This is a genomic window from Lysobacter sp. 5GHs7-4, assembly GCF_021284765.1.
In the GTDB taxonomy this organism is placed as follows: domain Bacteria; phylum Pseudomonadota; class Gammaproteobacteria; order Xanthomonadales; family Xanthomonadaceae; genus Lysobacter.
The window spans coordinates 2,107,933-2,127,638 of sequence record NZ_CP089924.1 but is presented as its reverse complement, the minus strand read 5'-3'; the positions used below and the strand labels follow the sequence as shown (position 1 = coordinate 2,127,638).

The following is a 19,706-nucleotide window of genomic DNA, read 5'->3' as shown; positions in this document are numbered from 1 at the left end:
GGCGTTTTCGCGGGCCTGCCGCCCCCGGAGGACTACCACTGGATTCCGGCACCCACCGAGAAACCCCAATCGCGCGTGGTGTTGCCGCTGGCCTGCGCCTTGTAGACGTAGCGGCCGTTGTCGGTGATGCCCGACAGACCGATCGCCATGCCGTACTCGCCCTGATAGCCGCCGAAGCCCACCGCCAACATGCTCTTGCCAGGCAGGTAGGCCTGCGGCAGGCCGGCCATGGCCATCGCCGACGAAGTCGCGCCGCGATAGCCGCGCTCCATCGTCCACACGTCGTTGTCGAGCTGGGCCAGGCGCGCATCGGTGTATTGATTGGCCTGGTTGATGGCGTAGTTCACGCCCGAGCTCAACTGGTTGACGTTGACCGCGTCGGTGCCGGCGATGCCCGGCGCCACACCGGTGATCGTGCGCCCGCCGATGTTCATCTCGCCGGTCGAGGTGCTATTGCCCACATAGGCAGCGTTGTAGCCGGTCTGCGCACCGACGGTGGTGGCCGAGCCGTTGCCGATCGCGACGCTGTTGACGTGCGTGGCCCTCGAGCCTGCGCCAAGCGCGGCCGAATCGTTGGCCGTGGCGCTGGTGTTGGCGCCCATCGCCACGCTGTTGTTGCCGCTGGCGCTGGCGTTCACGCCGCCGGCCATAGCATTGGTGCCGGTGGCGCCGTTGTTGGCGTAGTTGCCGCCCTGCACGCCACCGTCGTTGACGCTGTAGTAATGGGTGGCGCTGGCGTTGACCTGGTTCTGCACCGCCTGCAGCTGGGCGACGTTGACCGCGTCGCTGGGCGCGGTGCCTGCCGCCACGCCGGTGATCTGGCGGTACACGCCACTGCTCGCGTCGCCTACGCTGACCGCGCCGGCGGTACTGGTGGTGGCCACGATCGCCGCGGTCTGACCCGACGTCGCGCCCGCGGGCACGTAGCCGGTGACACCGGCGGCCGTGTTGGAGACCGAGCCCGAACCCAAGGCCACGCCGCCGGCGACCGTGGACTGCGAACCGGCGCCCACCGCCACCGAGCCGGTGCCGGAAGCGACGCTGTTGACGCCCATCGCGACGCCGCCCTGCCCGCTCGCCGATGCGTTGACGCCGGCGGCCACCGAGTTCACGCCGCTGGCGCCGTCGTTGTTGTAGTTGCCCCCGCGCGTACCCCCATCGTTGACGCTGTAGTAGTGCGCCGTGGACGCATTGACGGTGTTGCTGAGATTGGCGATCGCCTGATTGGTCGCATGCAGCTGGGAACCGTTGATCGCATCGGTGCTATCGCCCGCGACGCGGCCGGCCGCCACGTTGGTGATGGTGCGCTCGGAACCCAGGCTGCCCACGCTCACGGTCCCGACCGGCGCCGTGCCGGCGAAGCTGTAGCTGGTGCCGCCGATAACGATGCCCGCCGTGCCCACCGCCGCGGCCGTGGACGCGTTGGAGCCCAGTGCCACGCTGTCGTCGTCGGTGGCAGTCGCTCCGTAGCCGATGGCCACGGAGCCCGCGCCGCCCGCCGCCGCGCTCACGCCCGCCGCGAGCGCGTTGAGACCGGTGGCGCCGTCGTTGGCATGGTTGCCGCCCTGCACGCCGCCGTCGTTGACGCTGTAGTAGTGGGTGGCGCTGGCGTCGACCTCGTTGCTCAGGTTCTCGATCGACTGGTTGGTCGCGAACAGCTGCGAGCCGTTGATCGCGTCGGTGGAGCTACCGGAAATACGGCCGGCGGCGAGGTTGGTGATGGTGCGCTCGGCGCCCAGGCTGCCCACGCTCACCGTGCCGACCGGTGTCGCGCCCGCGAAGCCGTAGGTGGTCCCGCCGATGACGACGCTGGACGTGCCCACCGCGACCGCCGTCGACGCACTCGACCCCAGGGCCACGCTGTTGGCATCCGCCGCCGTCGCCCCGAAGCCGATCGCCACGGAGCCGGCGCCGGCGGCCGTCGCATTTACGCCAGCGGCCAGCGCGTTGAGGCCGGTAGCACCGTCGTTGGCGTAGTTGCCGCCCTGCACGCCACCGTCGTTGACGCTGTAGTAATGGGTCGCGCTGGCCTCGACCACATTGCTCAGATTCTCGATCGACTGATTGGTCGCGAACAGCTGCGAGCCGTTGATCGCGTCCGTGGAGCTGTCGGAGATGCGTCCGGCCGCCACGTTGGTGATGGTGCGCTCTCCGCCCAAGGTGCCTACGCTCAAGGTGCCGGTGGGCGTGGTGCCGGCGAAGTTGTAGGTCACCCCGTTTATGGTGGTGCTGGAGGTCGCCACGGCGGCCGCCGTCGCCGAACCGGAACCCAGCGCCACGCTGTTGGCATCGGCCGCCGTCGCGCCGGCGCCGATCGCCACCGCACCGCCTCCGCTCGCCGCCGTGTCCACGCCCGCAGCCAGCGCATTGAGCCCGGTGGCGCCGTCGTTGGCATAGTTGCCGCCCTGTACGCCGCCGTCGTTGACGCTGTAGTAGTGCGTCTGTCCAGCCGTTACCGCCTGCGACAACATGCGCAACTGCGCGACGTTGACGGCATCGGTGTCGGTGGTGCCTGCCGCCAGGTTGGTGATCTGGCGGGTCTGACCGTTGCCGCCCACGCTCACTGCGCCCAGGCGGCTGACCCAGGTACTGCTGGTGTCGGTGGACGGCAGGCCCGTAACCGGGTCGTAGCCCACGGCTCCGGCCGCGGTGTTGGCCACCGAGAACGAGCCCAGGGCCACGCCTTGAGGAGCGCTGGCGATCGAGCCCGCACCCAAGGCCGTCGCGTATTCGCCGCTCGCGGCGGAACTGTCGCCCAATGCGGTGGCGCTGCGTGCGTTGGCGGTCGACGCCGGGCCCATCGCCAGCGCCCCCAAGGCGCTGGCGTTGGCGCCGCGACCGAACGCGGCCGACGAGGTGCCCGACGCACGCGCGGTATCGCCCACGGCGACCGCGCTGGCGCCGGACGCCCCGGCGTTCGGACCGACGGCGGTAGCCGCGCGTCCCGCAGCGGCGGAATTCGCGCCGAACGCGGTCGAGAACTGATCGCCGGCCTGGGCATTGTTGCCCACCGCCGTCGCGAACTGCCCGCTCGCGGTGGCCGTATCGCCGACCGCGGTGGCCCAGGACGCGGTCGCTTCGGAGTTCACGCCCACCGCAACGGCACCTTGATCGGCCGCGGAGGAACTGAAGCCGACCGCCACCGCCAGATTGCCGGTCGCGCTGGCGTTCACGCCCGCGGCCAGGGCATTGGCGCCGGTCGCGCCATCGTTGTTGTAGTTGCCGCCCTGCACGCCGCCATCGTTGACGCTGAAGTAATGGGTCGCGTTCGCTTCGACCTGGTTGCTGAGGTTCTCGATCGACTGGTGGGTCGCGAACAGCTGCGAGCCGTTGATCGCGTCGGTCGAGCTGCCGGAGATCCGACCTGCCGCGACATTGGTGATGGTGCGCTCGGCGCCGAGGCTGCCCACGCTGACCGTGCTGGTCGGATTGGTGCCCGCGAAGTTGTAGCTCACCCCGTCGATGGTCGTGCTCGGCGTCGCCACCGCTACCGCGGTGACCGAGCCCGAGCCCAGCGCCACGTCGCGCGCGTTGTTGGCTACGGCCGTATCGCCGAACGCCACCGCGCCCGCCGCGAGCGCGCCGCTGCTGCTGCCCAGGGCGACGCTGCCCTGGCCGACCACCGTGTTCTGGTAGCCGATGCCGACCGCGCCCTGCGCCGCCGTGCCGGCCACGCCCACGGCCTGACCGCCGCCGCCCACCATATTGGTATTGCCCATCGCCACCGAGCCGTTGCCGGTGGCGGTGTTGTCCAGGCCTTGCGCGACCGCGCCATTGCCGGTGGCTGTATTGGGATCGCCGATCGCGACCGCGCCGTTGCCGCTGGCGAAGTTGCCCGCGCCGATCGCGACCGCGCGGCCGCCGGTGGCGGTGGAACCGGTACCGATCGCGACAGCGTCGGCGGCGTCGGCGACCGCGAATGCGCCCATCGCGATCGCGTTGTCCGCGCTCGCATTGGCGCTGGTGCCGATGGCCAGGGCATTGAGGCCGCTGGCCTGAGCCTGAGCCGAGATCGCCACCGCATTGGTGGCGGTGGCGTCGGTGTCGACACCCAGAGTGATCGCGTTGACCGCGCCGGATGTGCTGTTGCGCCCGATCGCGATGGCGCTCATGTCGGTCGACGCGGCGCTCTGACCCAAGGCGATGGCGTTCGTACCGGTCGCCTGGCTCGAGAGCCCGATCGCGATGGCGTGTTCCTGAGATGCCGTCACATCCGTGCCGACGGCGATAGCGCCCACCGCGGTGGCGCCTGCACCCGGCGCCGTGCGCGCGCCGATATTGATCGAGTTTAGTTGAGAGGCGACCGACTGGAAGCCGATGGCGACCGCGTTCCGGCCGCCCGCGTTGGCGCTGGTGCCTTGCGCGATGGCATCCAATGCGGAAGCGTTCGCCCGGGTACCGACGGCGATCGCGTTCTCCAGGCTCGCATTCGCGTTCAGGCCGATCGACGTCGTCGCGTTGCTCGCGATGCCGATGCCTGCGTTGGTCCCGATGGCAATATTGTCGTTGCCGCTCACCAGACTGCCCGCTGCGGCGTCCAGGGTGGCGTCGTAGGCGACCGTGCCATCGCCGGTGCCGAAGGCGACGTTGCGCGTTCCGGTGACGCCCGAACCCGCGCCCCGCATCGCGCTCGCGATGCCGCCGCCCATGGCGGTGTTCTGGCTACCGCTGACCAGCGTTCCGGCGGCGATGCCGACCGCGACCGACCCCGTATTGGCGGTCGTCGAGCCCGCACCGGCCCCCTGCCCGACCGCAACCGTGCTGGTTCCGGAAGCGAACGCCTGGGCGCCGAGCGCAAGCGAACTGTTCCCGTCCGCGCGAGCGCTGTTGCCGACCGCGGTGGCCGCGTCGACGCTCGCCCTGGCCTGGCTACCGATCGCGACGGCGTTGGTCGCGCTGGCGACGGATGCCCAGCCCCCCGCGAATGAAGTATTGCCGCTGGCCAGGGAGCTGACGCCGACCGCGGTGGCGTTGCCTCCGCTGGCGTTGGCGAAGGTGCCCAGAGCGCTGGAGCCGGCTCCGGTGGCGGTGGCTCCGGCGCCGAGCGCCACCGCATTGATGTTGCTGGCGACCGTACCGGTACCGCCAATCGCGACCGACAGGTTGCCAGTTGAACGGGCCTGGGTACCGATGGCGATGGCATGACCGGCGCCCGCGGTCACGTCCGTACCGATGGCGATGGAACCATCGGACAACGCGCCGGTGCCCGCGGCGGTGCGCGCACCCAGATAGACGGAGTTGCCGCCCGCGGAATAGGCCTGGAACCCAAGGGAAATCGAGTTCTGCGCGGCGCTGTGGGAGTTGTATCCGACCGCGAGACCGCCGAGGAGATCGACGCGCGCGAGCGAGCCCAGCGCGGTCGCGCCGATGCCCGAGGCGATGGCGTTGAGGCCCATGCACGAGGCGGTACCGTTGTACTCGTCCCACGGCGCGGTGTCGCAGTTCACCGACTGCGCCCGCGCCGATGGCGCCCATCCGACCCAGGCGATCGCCAGCAGCAGGGCCATGCCGCCGATGCGCGAGGCGGGCGCCGAGATCCGCTTGCCGCCCGCCGAGGCCTTGCCGCACGGCACGGCCAACTCGGACGCGACCACCCACTGCTTGAGGGAGGGATTCCATACGACGTTGTAGATCTTGTTCATTTATTAGTTCCCCAACTATCGAGCCGATACGGCGGTCTGCGGAATAAGGACGCTCTGATGCAGCGCGTGTAATCGCCGGCACGAACCGCGCGACGGAATCGCACCGCGACGCGGCGCACGCGCCGGCCGATCGCAGCTTCCGGGAGGCTCGCGAAATCGAATCAGGTACGTGGCCGGCACCACGGGATCGCAAGCGATCGCGCCATCCGCATGCGGGCAACGTGGAGCGATCGCAACGGCGTCACGCTCATCGGTCATTCGCTTCATACACTGCCCATCCTGTTGGCGGTCCGAAGCGCGCTATCTCCGCCGTGAAGAGATGCGCAACTACTCGTTCGTGAGGAACGTTAGCGAGCGCAACTCGCGATTACACGCACGATTTCTCACCGACGATTCCAGGGTGCGAATGCGATTCCTCTGGAGATGGAGGCGCGATCGAATCGACCGGCGCGACGAGGCTGCTTCGCGCATGCGAACGCAGTGGAGCGGCCGCATCGTTCCCAGCGGACAGTCAACCGACGACATCCGGAGTCGCGGCGCGCGCGAAGCTAACCAATGCTCACCGACCGTGAGAAATCAAACGATCGCCCCCGATCGCCGCGACCCGGCGAACCGCACAAAACGTGACATCCACTAGAGTTTTCCGCCGATGCGGCGCGCGCCGCGTCGGTGTGCCGAAGCGCGGTGCTAACCTGACCATCGGTGGTCATTTCAAGCACACAATGGCCACCTTCCGTACCCAGTCCGCTGAGCGAGCGTGCTCCGCTCCTCGGCCGTCGATCGCTTCCTGCCTAGCCCACGATGACCGTCCGCGCACCGCCCCAGTCCGTTTGGCACAGCCTGCTCGATTGGGCGCAGCGCGTGCCGGCTCGCGCCGTGCACGACCGGCGCAATGCGCTGACTCTGCAAGCGCTGCTCGCGGTCACGGTCGTAACCGCTCTACTGGCGACGATCGGGTCCTGCGCGACCGCCCAGGGCATGACCCGGATCACCGAGAACTGGCTCACCCTGGTCATCGGCGCCTACGCATGGTCTTGCCTGTGCCTGCTGCGCAAGGGGCATTTCCGCCTGTCGGCCAGCCTTACCGTCATCGGCGGCCTGGTCCTGATGGGCATGAGCTATCAGGCCTATGGATTGCGCGCGCAATCGGGGCTGCAGATCACCCATCTGCTGCCGCTGCTGTTCGCGGGCCTGCTGCTGGGCCGGACCGCGGTGTGGTGGACCGCTCTGGCCTATGCGGCGGTGCTGACCCTGGGCACGCTTACCGATCTGCGCCTGGCCACGGACGCCAGCCAGACCTCGGACGCCTTGGCCAACCTGCTGCTGGCGGGCCTGAACTTCCTGGTCCTGGTGACCATCCTCGACCGCCTGATCCTGTCGTCGCAACGCGCGATCCGTCGCAGCGAAGAGCTCAACGCGACCTGCCAGGAACTCGAGCGCCAGGTCGAGGAGAAGGAGCGCGCTTACGAGCGCCTGCTGCAGACCCAGAAGATGGAAACCATCGGCCGGCTGTCGACCGGCATCGCCCATGACTTCAACGCCATTCTCAGCGTCATCCTGGGCCAGGCGACCTCGGTGAACCTGCGCGGCGGCTCCATCGACACGGTGCTTCCGGGCATCCGCGACGCGGCCCGACGCGGCGCCACGCTCACCCGACGCCTGCTCAGCTTCAGCCGCACTCACATCAGACAAGTCTCCACCTTCGATCTGGCCGAGGCGATCGACGAGGTACGGCCCTTGCTGCTACCGATGTTCTCGCGCGCGATCGAGGTCTCACTGGACACCTCCACCCCCGGCCTGCGGGTCAACGCGGACCGCGACGAACTGGTGCTGGCGCTGTTGAACATCGCCAGCAACGCTTGCGACGCCATGCCCAAGGGCGGCCGCTTCCTGCTCGCGGTCGAAGCCGACGGAGCGCATGCCTGTCTGCGTTTGGAAGACACCGGCTGCGGCATGACACCGGAAGTACTCGCGCGCCTGTTCGAGCCGTTCTTCACCACCAAGCCCAAGGATCAGGGCACTGGCATCGGCATGGCGACGGTGCGTCGCTTCGTCGTCGATCACGGCGGCGACATCGCAGTCGACAGCGCCCCGAGCCTGGGCACGCGCATCCGTATCCGTCTGCCGCTGGCGGAGCCAGAACGCCAATCGTCACAAGAGACGCGCACGGACGTTCCGTTCGAGCATGCGATCGTGAGCGAACGCTCGACGCACGCGCCTGTGGCCGCCGTCGTCGCGGACGCCTACGCCGCCCGCTAGCTGACTGCGGCCCCGCTCAGTCGGCCTGTTCCTCGCGTCCGCGCCCGATCTGACTGGCGCCGAACTGGGTACCGCCGACCAAGGCCAACAGACTCAACGAGGTCGCCAGAATCAGGATCCAGGGCCGCAGATACCAAGGCTGCGGATTGAGCACGCGCAGGTCGGCCGACACCGTCGACCAGCGACCGCCCTGGGCGCGCGCCTGGACCTCGAACAGATGATCGCCCCAGGGAATCGAGGGATACAGAATGCTGCGGTTCTGCCCCGCATCCACCCAGCCGGGATCGAAGCCGAGCAGGCGGAAGCGGAAATGGGTTTCGCGAGGCCGGCTCAGATTGATGGCGGTGTAGTGGATTTCCAGACTGCGCGCATAAGGCTCCAGGGTCAGCGAAGACCCGGCGATCCTCTGCATGCGTCCATCGACCATGACCTGCTCTATCCGGGGCGTCAGCAGCGCCGGCGGGACGTCCGGAAAATCCGCGGGATCGACCACGGCGAAGCCCTCGACCAGGGAAAACCAGAGCCTGCCTTGGGTATCGCGGTGGCAAGGCGTCGAGTATCCGCCGTTGATTTCGGAGGGCGTCAGGCCATCGCTGGTGGTGTAGCCGATCGACTCGATCTCGGCCGCGGCCCGCCATGGCGCCGGCAACAGGGTGACGCCACGATTGCCGCCCAGCCACAAACGTCCGCGCTCGTCGCGCAGGATGCACGACACCGTATCGTCGAAGAGGCCGTTGCGGCTGTCATATCGGGATACCTGGCCGTTGCGGATGCGGTTCAAGCCGCCGCCGTACAGTCCCACCCAGAGCGTGGCGGTCTCTTTGTCTTCGTACAGCGCACGCGCGAAACGGGAAGACAACCCCTCCCGAGGCGTCCATCGCTCGACGATCCGGTTATCGACCACGCGCCACACGCCGCGGTCGCCGGCGTACCAGTCGCCCCCGCGCGCGGCCGGGATGATGTTGTTGACGTTCATGCCCTCGAGCGCGGCGATGCGCTGTTGTCCGACGATGCGCCCCTCGTCATCGGTCCGGACATCGAACATGGAGCGCTCGGAGCTGACGAGAAAATGCCGATCGCCGCGCTGCCAGACATTGATCGCGTTGCCGATCGACCAGGCCCCGACCAGTTTGGCCTTGCCCTTGGCCACGCGTATCAATCGCCCCTCGACCGTTCCCACCCAGAGCGTGCCCTCGCGATCCAGGACCAAGCTGGCCACGCAGCCGTTGCCCTGTCCGGGCTGGATGGGATAGCGCTGCATGTCGCCGTCGGGCCCCCGACGCCACAGCCCCGCGCAGGCGGATCCCAGCCACATGCCGCCTTGGCCATCGGCGATCACCGCGCGGCCGGCCATGTTCATGCCCCATCCCGGAGCCGAAACCAATCCGAACAGTGGCTTGCGCACGCGCAACAAACCCTTGCCGCCGCTGCCTATCCACAGATTGCCTTCGTTGTCCCAGGCCAGGCTGGTGATGCCAAGGCCGAACAGTTCGGGCACGTCCCGCCATTGCCCGGGGCCGGTTTCCCGCAACAGTTGTCCGGATATCGTGGCGACCCACCACTGGCCGTCCGCATCGGCCACTGCCGCCTTGGGACCGCCCACGCCCAGCCGCTGCCATTGCCCGAGCGCGGGATCGTACCGATAGAGCGTGCGCTCCGTGCCGACCAGCAGCGCGCTGCCGCTGGTTTTCAGTACCGGTACCCGCCGCTCCCCGTCGGGCAGCGGAATGGGTCGCAAGCGTCCGTCGGCGACGACGAAGAAACCCTCGTTTCCGGCCACATGAATGCGCCCCTGGCCGTCGCGCGCCAGACGGGCGTAGCCGATACTGCCACGACCGATCCAGGTCTCGCGTCCATGCACGGGATCCAGATTGAGCACACCCACGCTGGTCGCGATCCATAGGGTGTGATCGGGTGTCTGAAGAATATCGTTGATCTGACACGAGCCGCCGCACACCGGCAGATGATGGAATGCCCCTTGCCGGCGCACGCTCAGCCCGGCGTCCTGGGTGCCGACCCAGAGCCAGTCCCTGTCGTCCTCATACAGCGCCAGGATGCGATCGCTGGCCGGCCCGGCTTGCGGGCCTTCGGAGGCGGAAGTATCGAACGCGGGCTTTCCGCGGAAGATCGTGAAGGCCAGTCCGTCGAAACGCGCCAGACCGCCGAACGTGCCGACCCAGAGATAACCGTCGCGGGTCTGGACCACGGTGTTGGCGCCGGACTGCGGAAGCCCGTCGTCGCTGGTGAAAGCACGCGCGCCCATCCGATAGTCGAACGCGCCTACGGGCAACGCGGACGCGGGGGCGCATATGACGGACAACCCCGCGGCCAGCACCATCGACCGCAGCCTGATTCCGATGTTTCGCACGCCGTTCTTCCCCACCGTCGGCCGATGCCGACACGAGCGACTACCAGTTCAACACATAGCCGACGCTGCGCACCGCGCGCAGCGGAAGTTCTTCCTCCGCCAGTTGCTCGCATTTCTTGCGCAAGCGGTAGATCAGCATCTCCAGACGATGCGGATCGAAGTCGTGAGCGTTCTTGACCAGACGCGCGATCAGCGCCTCGCGCTGCACCGGCATGCCCGCCGACGCGGCCAGCATCGCCATGACCTGGCGCTCGGCCAGGTTCATCTCGATCTGGACGCCGCGCGGCGTCAGAATGCACCAGCCTCTGTCGTCCAGGCGCCACTTGGCCTGCGTACGGGCAGGATCCGCGCTCTCGCCCGGGATCACCCAGCGGGCCAGATTGCGCAAGGTGGTCACGACCTCTTCCATGTCGACCGGCTTGGGCAGATAGGCGTCCGCGCCCGCACGCAAACCGCGCATGCGGTCCTGGCTGGAGTCGTAGCCGGTCAGCATCACGATGCCGATGCGCGGCGACAAGCTGCGCAGATGCTCGGCGATGCTGAAGCCGTCCTCATCGGGCAGGTCGATATCCAGCAGCACCAAATCGTAGGAGCGCTGGGTCATGGACCGATACAGCTCCAGCGCGCCGTTCATGCCGACGGCGGAAAAACCGGAGTGGTTCAGCACGGGCAGGAGCACGTCTTCCCGGAATGTTCGATCGTCCTCGACTACCGCAAGCGTGGGTGGCCGGCGCACGGCCTCCATCGAGCTAGCGCGCATTACTCTCCCCCTGCGGAAACCAGAGCCAGCTTCCTGAAAAACACGCGAGTGTCGCTCCATGCTTTCGCGTGAGTTCAAAGTAGCATGGCGCGATTCGCGATAGCGAGACGACATCCGTGATCGATGTCACAGCGCCCGATCTAGTGCGCGCACTCGGGAAGTTGACGACCGAACCTGCAAACACGCCGCGACCGTCGCGTGAGTGGCAATCCTCTTTCCTCTACTACCTTCGTCCAATTGCGAAGGCCGACATCGCGTGAATGTATATCTCGAACGCGATCTGAGGATGCGCCGCGCGCCGCGGCGAGGTCTGCGACTACTTCGCGAGCGTGGAGCCCTGTAACACATTCGCGATCGCCGCCTCCAGATCCGGATCGCGCCCGCGGCAGTAATCCTCGCGCGTCCAGGCCACGGCCTGATCCGGCTGCACCGCGCGATCGGCGAAGTCGCGGCCGTCCGCGCCCCACAAGCCGTGCACCGGCACGGTCAGGGTCCAGCCCTGGCCGAGCTTGAAACGTTCGCCGCTGAGCAGCTCGCCCGCACTGGCGCGGCCGATGAAGCGCGCCGGACTGTGCAAGCGCAGCGCCCAAGCGAAGCCTTCGCCCGAACTCGCGGTTTCGCCGTCGATCAGCACCAGCACCCGTCCGCCGTAACGCTTGCCGCCCAAGGCGTCGCTGTGAAACACCGCCGCGCCACCGTGCTTGGACACCGCCTCGAACACGGCCGCGTCGGTGTAGGCGCCAACCACCTTGGGCCCGTCGCGCACCTCGGCCGCGCTGGGCGCGTGCCCCAGCTTCTGCAGGTAGGGCCGCGCGAACAGGCCCAGCACCGGCGCCTCGCCGGGCGGCATGAAGTAACTGGCCAGGCGCAGCGCCGAAGTGTTGCCGCCACTGTTGCGGCGCAGGTCGACGATCAGCGCCTGGGTGTCGGCGAGCTCGCTCATGGCCTGGTCGGCCAGCTCCGCCGCACCGTCGTCGAAACGATCCACGCGCAGGTAGCCGATCGTCAGGCCGCTGCGCGGCGTGACGCGGGTCCAGCGCCAGCCCGGATGTTCGGCCGGCCAGCCCATCGCGACGCGCTCGACGTCGAGTGCGCGCTGCTGTCCCGCGCAGTCGCGGATGGTGAGCGCCGCCGTGCTGCCCAAGGCGCCGGGCAGCGTGTCCGGCGACACCAGCAACTGATCGCCGGGGCGCAAGCCGCGTCGCCAGGCCGGTCCCAGCGGCGACACGTCCACCGCCGTCTGCACGCCCTCCACCGCCTCGAAGCGCGCGCCGATGCCGCGGCGCTGATCGCCGCTCTTGGCCGGCGCCGCCAGGGAGGTGTGCGAACTCTTGAGCTCGCCCAGCATGCGCTCGATCAAACCGTTGAACGCGGCGTCGTCGCGCACTGCGCGCAGCTGCGCGCGATAACGGCGCCCCGCGTCCTTCCAGTCCACGCCGTGGAAACCGGGGTCGTAATAATTCTGGTCCACCTGGGCCCAGACCTGTTCGAACAGCGCGGCATAGTCCGTCGCCGGTTCGGGCCGCGCCGCCGGCGGGGCCGCACCGCACAGCAACGCACTTGCGATCACTACCGCCCAGCCTGCGCGGTTCTTCATGCCGATGGCTCCTCCCCGATCAAGCCGCGACGCTAGCAATGCCGCCCCGCCGCCCTCAAGCGCCGCGTCGCGGCATGCGCCCAGGCGTGCGCCGAACGGTGAACTTCGCGCCGGATCCGGGGTCGGAACACCCGCTCGGCGCAAAGCGGGCCCGCGCCACGCAACCCGAAGGCACAGGAGCGCATCTCCCCTATTGCGTCCAGGCACCGTCGCGGTGCCGGCGGCTGCAGGATCCTGGCCTGCGATTGCGACGGATCGCGCCCAGCCGCCATCCCTAATCACAGCCCCCCGCGCCGCGCGCGGAGGGCCCCCTTTCGACAGGTCTTGCTCCTGTCCCCCAAACCGGCCTCGTGCCGGTTTTTTTTTGCGCGCTCGGCCCCGGCCGGACTAGCCGCCCCGCTCCACTTCGGCCGCAACCCGGCCTGGGCGGGCCTAAAGCCTAAGTGACTGCTTTAACTGAACAAAAGTGTCCAGCCGCGTGCCGCTGGCACAAACATTGCGTCCAAGACTTGTGACTTAGTTCTCACTTTATTGATGTCGCCATGCCGGGGCCGCCCCGCCCCCGACCGTCACACGGATACGGACTATCCATGCCGTCTTTGCACAGACTCACGCTGTCCCTGGCCCTGGCACTGGCCGGTGGAACCTTACACGCCACGTCAGTTGCTGCCGCTGAAGGTCAGGCCGCAGCCGCGATCCCCTATACGCAGATCGAAGGCCTGCGCGCCGAGCGCGACTGGCTGGGCGCGCTGTCCCTGATCGAACGCCACCTCGCCGTGCATCGCGACGACGGCCGCCTGTACCGCCTGCGCGTGCTGACCCTGGCCGACATCGGCGCCCGCGACCGCGCGCGCGCCTTGTACCTGGCCCGCCCCGAACTGTTCAGCGTCGAAGAGGCCGCCAACCTCGATGCCGCCGGCCTGGCCCGCCGCATCGTCTGGAGCAAGCTCTACGCCGTCGACGAAGCCACGCGCCTGGAAGAAGCGCGCGCCGCCGACGCCGCCATCGACGCCTACCGCGCCCAACTCGCGGCCAGCGGCACGGCCGAACCCGCCAGCCTGGCCTACGACCGCCTGATCGTGCTCAACCGCCTGGCCCGCCACCAGGAAGTCGCCGACGAGTACCAGCGCCTGGAGCGCAGCGACCGTCCCGTGCCCGGTTACGCGCTGGGCGCCGTGGGCGATTCGCTGCTGACCCTGCGCCGCCCCGAAGACGCCGCGCAGGCCCTGGAGCGCGCGGTGCAGGCCGATCCGGACGATCCCGACCTGCCGATCCAGCTGGCCTACGCGCAACTCGAACGCGAGCGTTACGACCTCGCCCTGCCGCTGTTGAGCGGCCTGGTCGACGCGCGCGCCCCCTGGCCGCGCGCGCCCAGCGCGCGCCGCGGTTACGAGAACTGGCCGCGCTACGACGCCGAAACCAACTACGCCCTCGCCCGCGCCTTCGGCGAGGACCTGCCCGGCGCCCAGGGCATGATCGAACCGCTGGCCGCGATCGGCCCCAACAACGCCGACCTGCAGGCCACGCTGGGCTCCATCTATATGTTCCGCGGCTGGCCCAGCCGCGCGCTGGAGCGTTTCTCCATCGCCAGCACCCTGGACGAGCGAAACGTCGAGGCGCGCATCGGCCAGGTCGAAACCCTGTCCACGCTGCAACGCTACGACCTCGCCCGCCCCATCCACGACCAACTGCTGGCGCGCTATCCCAACGAAGCCCACGTGCGTTCGATGGACCGCAAATGGCAGGTCAATCGCGGCTGGCAGGCGCGCGCGTACGCCGCCGGCGGACGCAATCGCGACGGCGGCGGCGCTTCGCCGCTGGGCAACCGCGACCGCGAGTACGGCCTCGAACTGGCCACGCCGCTGTTCGACGACCGCTGGCGGCTGCTCGCGCGCAGCGGCCGGCGCTGGGCCGATTTCCAGGGCGACCGCAGCGTCGCCCAGCGCAACGAAGTCGGCGTCGGCTATGCCTACGACCGCCTCGACGCGCAGCTGTACGCCGGCCGCGACCGCGACGGCCTCGGCGGCACCGCGATCGCCGCGAGCGCCGGCTGGCGCATCGACGACCGTTTCTCCCTGCGTGCGCGCGCCAGCCGCAACGATGCCGCCGCCTCGCTGCAGGCGCGCGCCTCGGGCATCACCGGCGACCTCTACGAAGTCGGCGCCGACTACCACCCCAGCGAGCGCAGCGCGTTCGGCGCCACCGTGCAGCATTGGCGTTACGACGACGGCAACCGCCGCGATCAGCTCAGCCTGAGCGCCGACCAGCGCCTGCTGAGCCGCCCGCACCTGCTGGTCAACGGCCTGGCCAGCCTCGGCACCGGCCGCGGCAGCCGCGACGATGCGCCGTACTTCAATCCCTCGCGCGATGCCTCGGCGGAGTTCGGCATCCGTCTCGATCACCTGGCATGGCGCCGCTACGACCGCCATTTCCGGCAGCGCCTGACGCTGTCCTCGGGTGCCTACTGGCAGCAGAACTACGGCACGGCCTGGGTGCCGTCGCTGCGTTACGAACACGAGTGGCAATTCGCCCCGGGCCGGGTGCTGAGCTACGGCCTGAACTGGTCGCGCCCGGTCTACGACGGCCAGCGCGAAGAGCGTCTGGGTTTCGACGCCGAATTGCGCTGGGGAGAATGAGATGAACCGTCCACACCGCCCCTCGCGGCTGATCCTGTTCGTGCTGGTGCTGTACGCACTGGTGTTCTGCATGCTGCTGCCGGCCGCCGCGCAGGCCGCCGAGCCGCTGCTGGTGCTGAGCTACCACGACGTGCGCGACGACGTCGCGCGCAAGGGCGACGGCGACGCCTACGCCGTCAGCACGCAGAACTTCGCCGCCCACCTGGACTGGCTGTCCGGCCACGGCTACCACCCGGTGTCGCTGGCGCAGGTGATCGCCGCCAACGACGGCGGCGCGGCGCTGCCGTCCAAGCCGGTGCTGATCACCTTCGACGACGGCCTGCGCAGCCTTTACACGCACGCGTTCCCGCTGCTGCGCGCCTACAACTACCCGGCCCTGGCCGCGGTGGTCACGCACTGGGTCGAACTGCCGGCCGGCGAAACCATCGACTACGGCCCGCGCGCGTTCACCGGCGACGACTTCGTGACCTGGGAGCAGCTGCGCGAGATGCAGGCCAGCGGCCTGATCGAAGTGGCCAGCCACAGCGACGACCTGCACCACGGCATCGTCTCCAATCCGCAGGGCAACTCGACGCCCGCCGCGGTCACGCGCCGCTACGACCCCGCCGCCGCGCGCTACGAAAGCGAGTCCGACTACCTCGCGCGCATCACCGCCGACCTGACGCGCAGCCGCGACCGTCTGCAACGCGAACTCGGCCGCGCCCCGCGCGCGGTGGTATGGCCTTACGCGGCCTACAGCAGCGTGACCAACGGCATCGCCGACCGGCTGGGCATGACGGTCTCGTTCGATCTGGAAGGCCGCAGCACGCCGATGCCGTCCGACCTGCACGGCCTGGCGCGCCTGCTGGTGATGAACAACCCCAACGTCGGCGACCTCGCCTACCAACTGCGCCACGACGACGAGCGCACCGGCATGCGCGCGCTGCAGATCGACCTGGACTCGGTCTACGACACCGACCCGGCCCAGACCGAGCGCAATCTCGACGCCCTGATCGAACGCGTCAAGCAGGTCGCGCCCAGCCACGTGTTCCTGCAGGCCTTCGCCGATCCGGACGGCAACGGTTCGGCCGACGCGCTGTACTTCCCCAACCACGCCCTGCCGATGCGCGCGGACCTGTTCAACCGCGTCGCCTGGCAGCTCAAGTCGCGCGCGGGCGTGGTGGCCTACGCCTGGCTGCCGGTGCTGGGCTTCGAGCTGCCCGACCCCGCCCAGCGCGCCGCATGGGCGATCCCCAGCGCGCGCGCCGACGAGGTCTACCGGCTGGATTACACCCGGCCCGAAGTGCGGCGCCTGGTCGCCGGCATCTACGCCGACCTGGCCGCCGGCTCGTATCTGGAAGGCTTGCTGTTCCACGACGACGCCTACCTGCGCGACACCGAGCTCCAGGGCAGCGCGGCCGTCGAATCGCAGGCGCGCACCCAGGAGCTGATCGACTTCACCCTGGAGCTCAAGCGCGCCGCCGAGCGTTGGCGGCCCAAGCTCAAGACCGTGCGCAACCTCTATGCGCGGCCGGTGCTGGAACCGCAGAGCGAGGCCTGGTTCGCCCAGCGCCTGGACACGTTCAATCGCGCCTACGACTACACCGCGCTGATGGCGATGCCGTGGATGGAAGGCAGCGACCGCCCCGAGCGTTGGCTGGACGGCCTGGTCGCAGCCGCGCGCAGTCACGACCCGCAATTCACCCAGACCCTGTTCGAACTGCAGACCGTGGACTGGCGCAACCGTCAGCCGATTCCGGCCGAGCGCCTGAAAGCCCAGGTGCGGCGCCTGCTCGCCCAGGGCGTGCGCCACGTCGGCTGGTATCCGGACGATTTCGTCGGCGACCGCCCGGGCACCGCCGACGCGCGCGAGGCGATGTCGGCGCGCTCGTTCCCGTACCTGGAAAAGTAAGGAGACGGCCATGCATCGTTTCCTCTACGCCCTGTTCGAGTTCGCGTTCTTCTACCCGATCGTGATGTCGTTCTTCTGGATCTCCGGAGGCCTCTACTACTACCTGCGTCGCGAACGCCACGCGCCGCCGCGCACCGAACCACCGGCGCTGGCGGACGCACCGCTGGTGTCGATCCTGATCCCCTGCCACAACGAAGGCGACAACGTCCACGAAACCATCGGCGCAGCCATGGCCCAGCGCTATCCGGATTTCGAGGTCATCGCCATCAACGACGGCAGCCGCGACGACACCGCCGAAAAGCTCAACGCCCTGGCGCTGCAGTATCCGCGCCTGCGCGTGATCCATCTCGACCGCAACCTGGGCAAGGCCAACGCCATGCGCATGGGCGCGCTGGCCGCGCGTTCGGAATACCTGGTCTGCATCGACGGCGATGCCCTGCTGGACGAGTACGCCACCCACTGGATGGTCTGGCACCTGTGCTCGGGCCAGCGCGTGGGCGCGGTCACCGGCAACCCGCGCATCCGCAACCGCTCCACCCTGCTGGGGCGCCTGCAGGTGGGCGAGTTCTCCTCGATCATCGGCATGATCAAGCGCGCCCAGCGCGTGTACGGCCGTTTGTTCACCGTGTCCGGCGTGATCTGCGCGTTCCGCCGCACCGCGCTGCACCGCATCGGCTACTGGTCCGACAACATGGTCACCGAGGACATCGACATCAGCTGGCGCCTGCAGCTGGACCACTGGGACATCCGCTACGAACCCAACGCGCTGTGCTTCATCCTGATGCCGGAAACCCTCAAGGGCCTGTGGCGCCAGCGCCTGCGTTGGGCGCAGGGCGGCGTGGAAGTGCTGCTGCGCCACAGCCGCGACCTGCTGAGCTGGCGCAAGCGCCGCATGTGGGCGGTGATGGCCGAATACCTGCTCAGCGTGGCCTGGGCCTACACCATGGCGCTGATCATGGCCTTGTACGTGATCGGCCTGGTCGCGCCGCTGCCGCCGGAGCTGCGCGTCAACAGCCTGCTGCCGACCTGGCACGGCATGATCCTGGCGATGGTCTGTCTGTTGCAGTTCGCCGCCAGCATCATCATCGACCGCCGCTACGAAACCGGCGTCGGCCGCAACTACTACTGGATGATCTGGTACCCGATGGCGTACTGGTTGTTGAGTTTCGCGACCACGGTGACCGCCGTGCCCAAGGCGCTGTTCAAGCGCCGCGACACGCGCGCCACCTGGGTCAGTCCTGACAGGGGAATCCGATGAACACCGAACGCCCGGGCCGCGACGCGGCCGGCGCCGCTCAAGCGCGTCCCACCGCACCGCGCTCCAACGCCTCGCGCCAGACCGCGGCCAAGTACGATTCGCGCCTGATCCAGCGCCCGCGCGCGCAGCCGCGTCTGCGCCGCACCGCCTGGGGCTTCGTCACCGCCGCGTTCTGGGGCGTGTACGTGTACCTGTGGATGCCGGCGATCACCATGCTGCTGTGGCTGCTGGGCATCCGCAACGCCTACTTCGAACTCTACCTGCGCCAGCACCGCGTCGAACCCTTCCTGCTGATCGCCCTGCCCAGCCTGGCGGTCTGCGCCGCCGTGCTGCTGATCGCCTGGGCCGAGTACAACCGCTGGCGCTTCGCCGGCAAGGACCGCCGCGGCGCGCCCTCGCCCACTCCGCTGGACGACATCGCCCAGGCCCTGGGCGCCACGGCGCAACTGGGCGCGCAACTCAATGCCGCACGCGTGGTGGTACTGAACATGGACGCGGAATTCGCCGTGCCCCGCGGCCTGCGCGAAGTCGCGCCGGCCGCCGGCAGCGTCGCCGCGCCCGCCTGAGTTTTGCAGAGCGGCGCGCACTGCGCCCGTTCGACGGCCCGTGACGTCAGCGCGCGGCCGCGGTGAGCGCCGCTCTTGCAAACCCTATCCATCCCCATCGCAGCGAGCGGCTTCGGACGCGCAAACGAGCGCGACCGCGTTAGGAGCGGGCGACGTCGAGGTGATAGTGTTCGATGCGGGGCTCCGCAGATCCGTCGTACCACCGGACACCCGCGATCCGGTCATCAGGCGACCGGGCCGAACGACACGACTTCGGAGCGCCGCATGGAACCACCCGCGCAAGAACCCACGCCGCAGGTCAGCCTGGACACAGCCGTTACGCTGTCCTTCGATTACCTCAAGCAGCTCGGCACCATCGCCATGACGGCCGCCGCCGGGCTCATCGCCCTGGTCCAGTTCGTGGACGGCGACCGCAAGTTCTTTCTCAAGATCATGATCGCGGCCAGCGGCATGTTCCTGTCGGCGCTGCTGGCGTTCTTCGTGCAGTTCTCGCTGATGGACCGTATCCGACACGGGCACGATCTGCTGCGCAGAAAGGAAAAACTGGGCTACACCGACCAGGGCGCCAAGCGGCTGGAGACCTGGTTCGAGAGCGCGGCGCTGTGGATTCTGTCCATCAGCATGGGCATCGCCTTGCAGGCGCTGTTCAGCGCCGGCGCGCCGGGCTGAGGCTACGAGGTCGGCGGCGTCGGTCGCCGGTTCGATCCGATCGACGCCCTGCCTCGTCTC

At 68.9% G+C, this 19,706-nt stretch carries 10 protein-coding genes; 6 read left to right on the top strand and 4 right to left on the bottom strand.

All coding sequences use genetic code 11. From position 1 onward, the window contains the following. Positions 1-32 precede the first annotated feature (32 nt). Positions 33-5,642: a YadA-like family protein gene (locus LVB77_RS09575; RefSeq protein WP_305068931.1), complete on the bottom strand. Its 5,610-nt coding sequence runs from the start codon at positions 5,640-5,642 to the stop codon at positions 33-35. Positions 5,643-6,443: 801 nt separating this feature from the next. Between LVB77_RS09575 and LVB77_RS09565 the strand changes: the two genes are divergently transcribed. Continuing rightward, positions 6,444-7,901, top strand: a complete 1,458-nt coding sequence (locus tag LVB77_RS09565; protein ID WP_232909896.1) for an ATP-binding protein — start codon at positions 6,444-6,446, stop codon at positions 7,899-7,901. 16 nt (positions 7,902-7,917) lie between these two features. Here LVB77_RS09565 and LVB77_RS09560 read toward each other — a convergent pair whose 3' ends face one another. The 3 genes from LVB77_RS09560 to LVB77_RS09550 all read right to left on the bottom strand — a co-directional run bounded on the left by LVB77_RS09560 (position 7,918) and on the right by LVB77_RS09550 (position 12,626). After that, complete coding sequence (locus LVB77_RS09560; RefSeq protein WP_232909895.1) at positions 7,918-10,239, bottom strand: two-component regulator propeller domain-containing protein; 2,322 nt, start codon at positions 10,237-10,239, stop codon at positions 7,918-7,920. Positions 10,240-10,309: 70 nt separating this feature from the next. Beyond that, positions 10,310-11,029 (bottom strand): response regulator transcription factor, encoded by a 720-nt coding sequence (locus LVB77_RS09555; RefSeq protein ID WP_232909894.1) that lies wholly within the window; start codon positions 11,027-11,029, stop codon positions 10,310-10,312. A 316-nt stretch (positions 11,030-11,345) separates the two neighbouring features. After that, entirely contained in the window at positions 11,346-12,626 is a 1,281-nt protein-coding gene (locus tag LVB77_RS09550; protein WP_232909893.1) for a S41 family peptidase, read from the bottom strand. Positions 12,627-13,216: 590 nt separating this feature from the next. On the opposite strand from LVB77_RS09550, the gene pgaA reads away from it, so the two are divergent. From pgaA to LVB77_RS09525, 5 genes are all read left to right on the top strand, one after another. Then, a complete protein-coding gene (gene pgaA, locus LVB77_RS09545) occupies positions 13,217-15,262 on the top strand; it encodes a poly-beta-1,6 N-acetyl-D-glucosamine export porin PgaA (protein WP_232909892.1) in 2,046 nt (681 codons plus the stop codon). A gap of 1 nt (position 15,263) precedes the next feature. Next, positions 15,264-17,153: a poly-beta-1,6-N-acetyl-D-glucosamine N-deacetylase PgaB gene (gene pgaB, locus LVB77_RS09540; protein WP_232909891.1), complete on the top strand. Its 1,890-nt coding sequence runs from the start codon at positions 15,264-15,266 to the stop codon at positions 17,151-17,153. 10 nt (positions 17,154-17,163) lie between these two features. Then, complete coding sequence (gene pgaC / locus LVB77_RS09535) at positions 17,164-18,411, top strand: poly-beta-1,6-N-acetyl-D-glucosamine synthase (protein WP_232909890.1); 1,248 nt, start codon at positions 17,164-17,166, stop codon at positions 18,409-18,411. Continuing rightward, entirely contained in the window at positions 18,408-18,977 is a 570-nt protein-coding gene (gene pgaD, locus LVB77_RS09530; protein WP_232909889.1) for a poly-beta-1,6-N-acetyl-D-glucosamine biosynthesis protein PgaD, read from the top strand. The genes pgaC and pgaD overlap by 4 nt, the downstream gene beginning before the upstream one ends. 264 nt (positions 18,978-19,241) lie before the next feature. Further along, positions 19,242-19,646 (top strand): hypothetical protein, encoded by a 405-nt coding sequence (locus LVB77_RS09525; RefSeq protein WP_232909888.1) that lies wholly within the window; start codon positions 19,242-19,244, stop codon positions 19,644-19,646. The last annotated feature ends 60 nt before the right edge of the window (positions 19,647-19,706 follow it).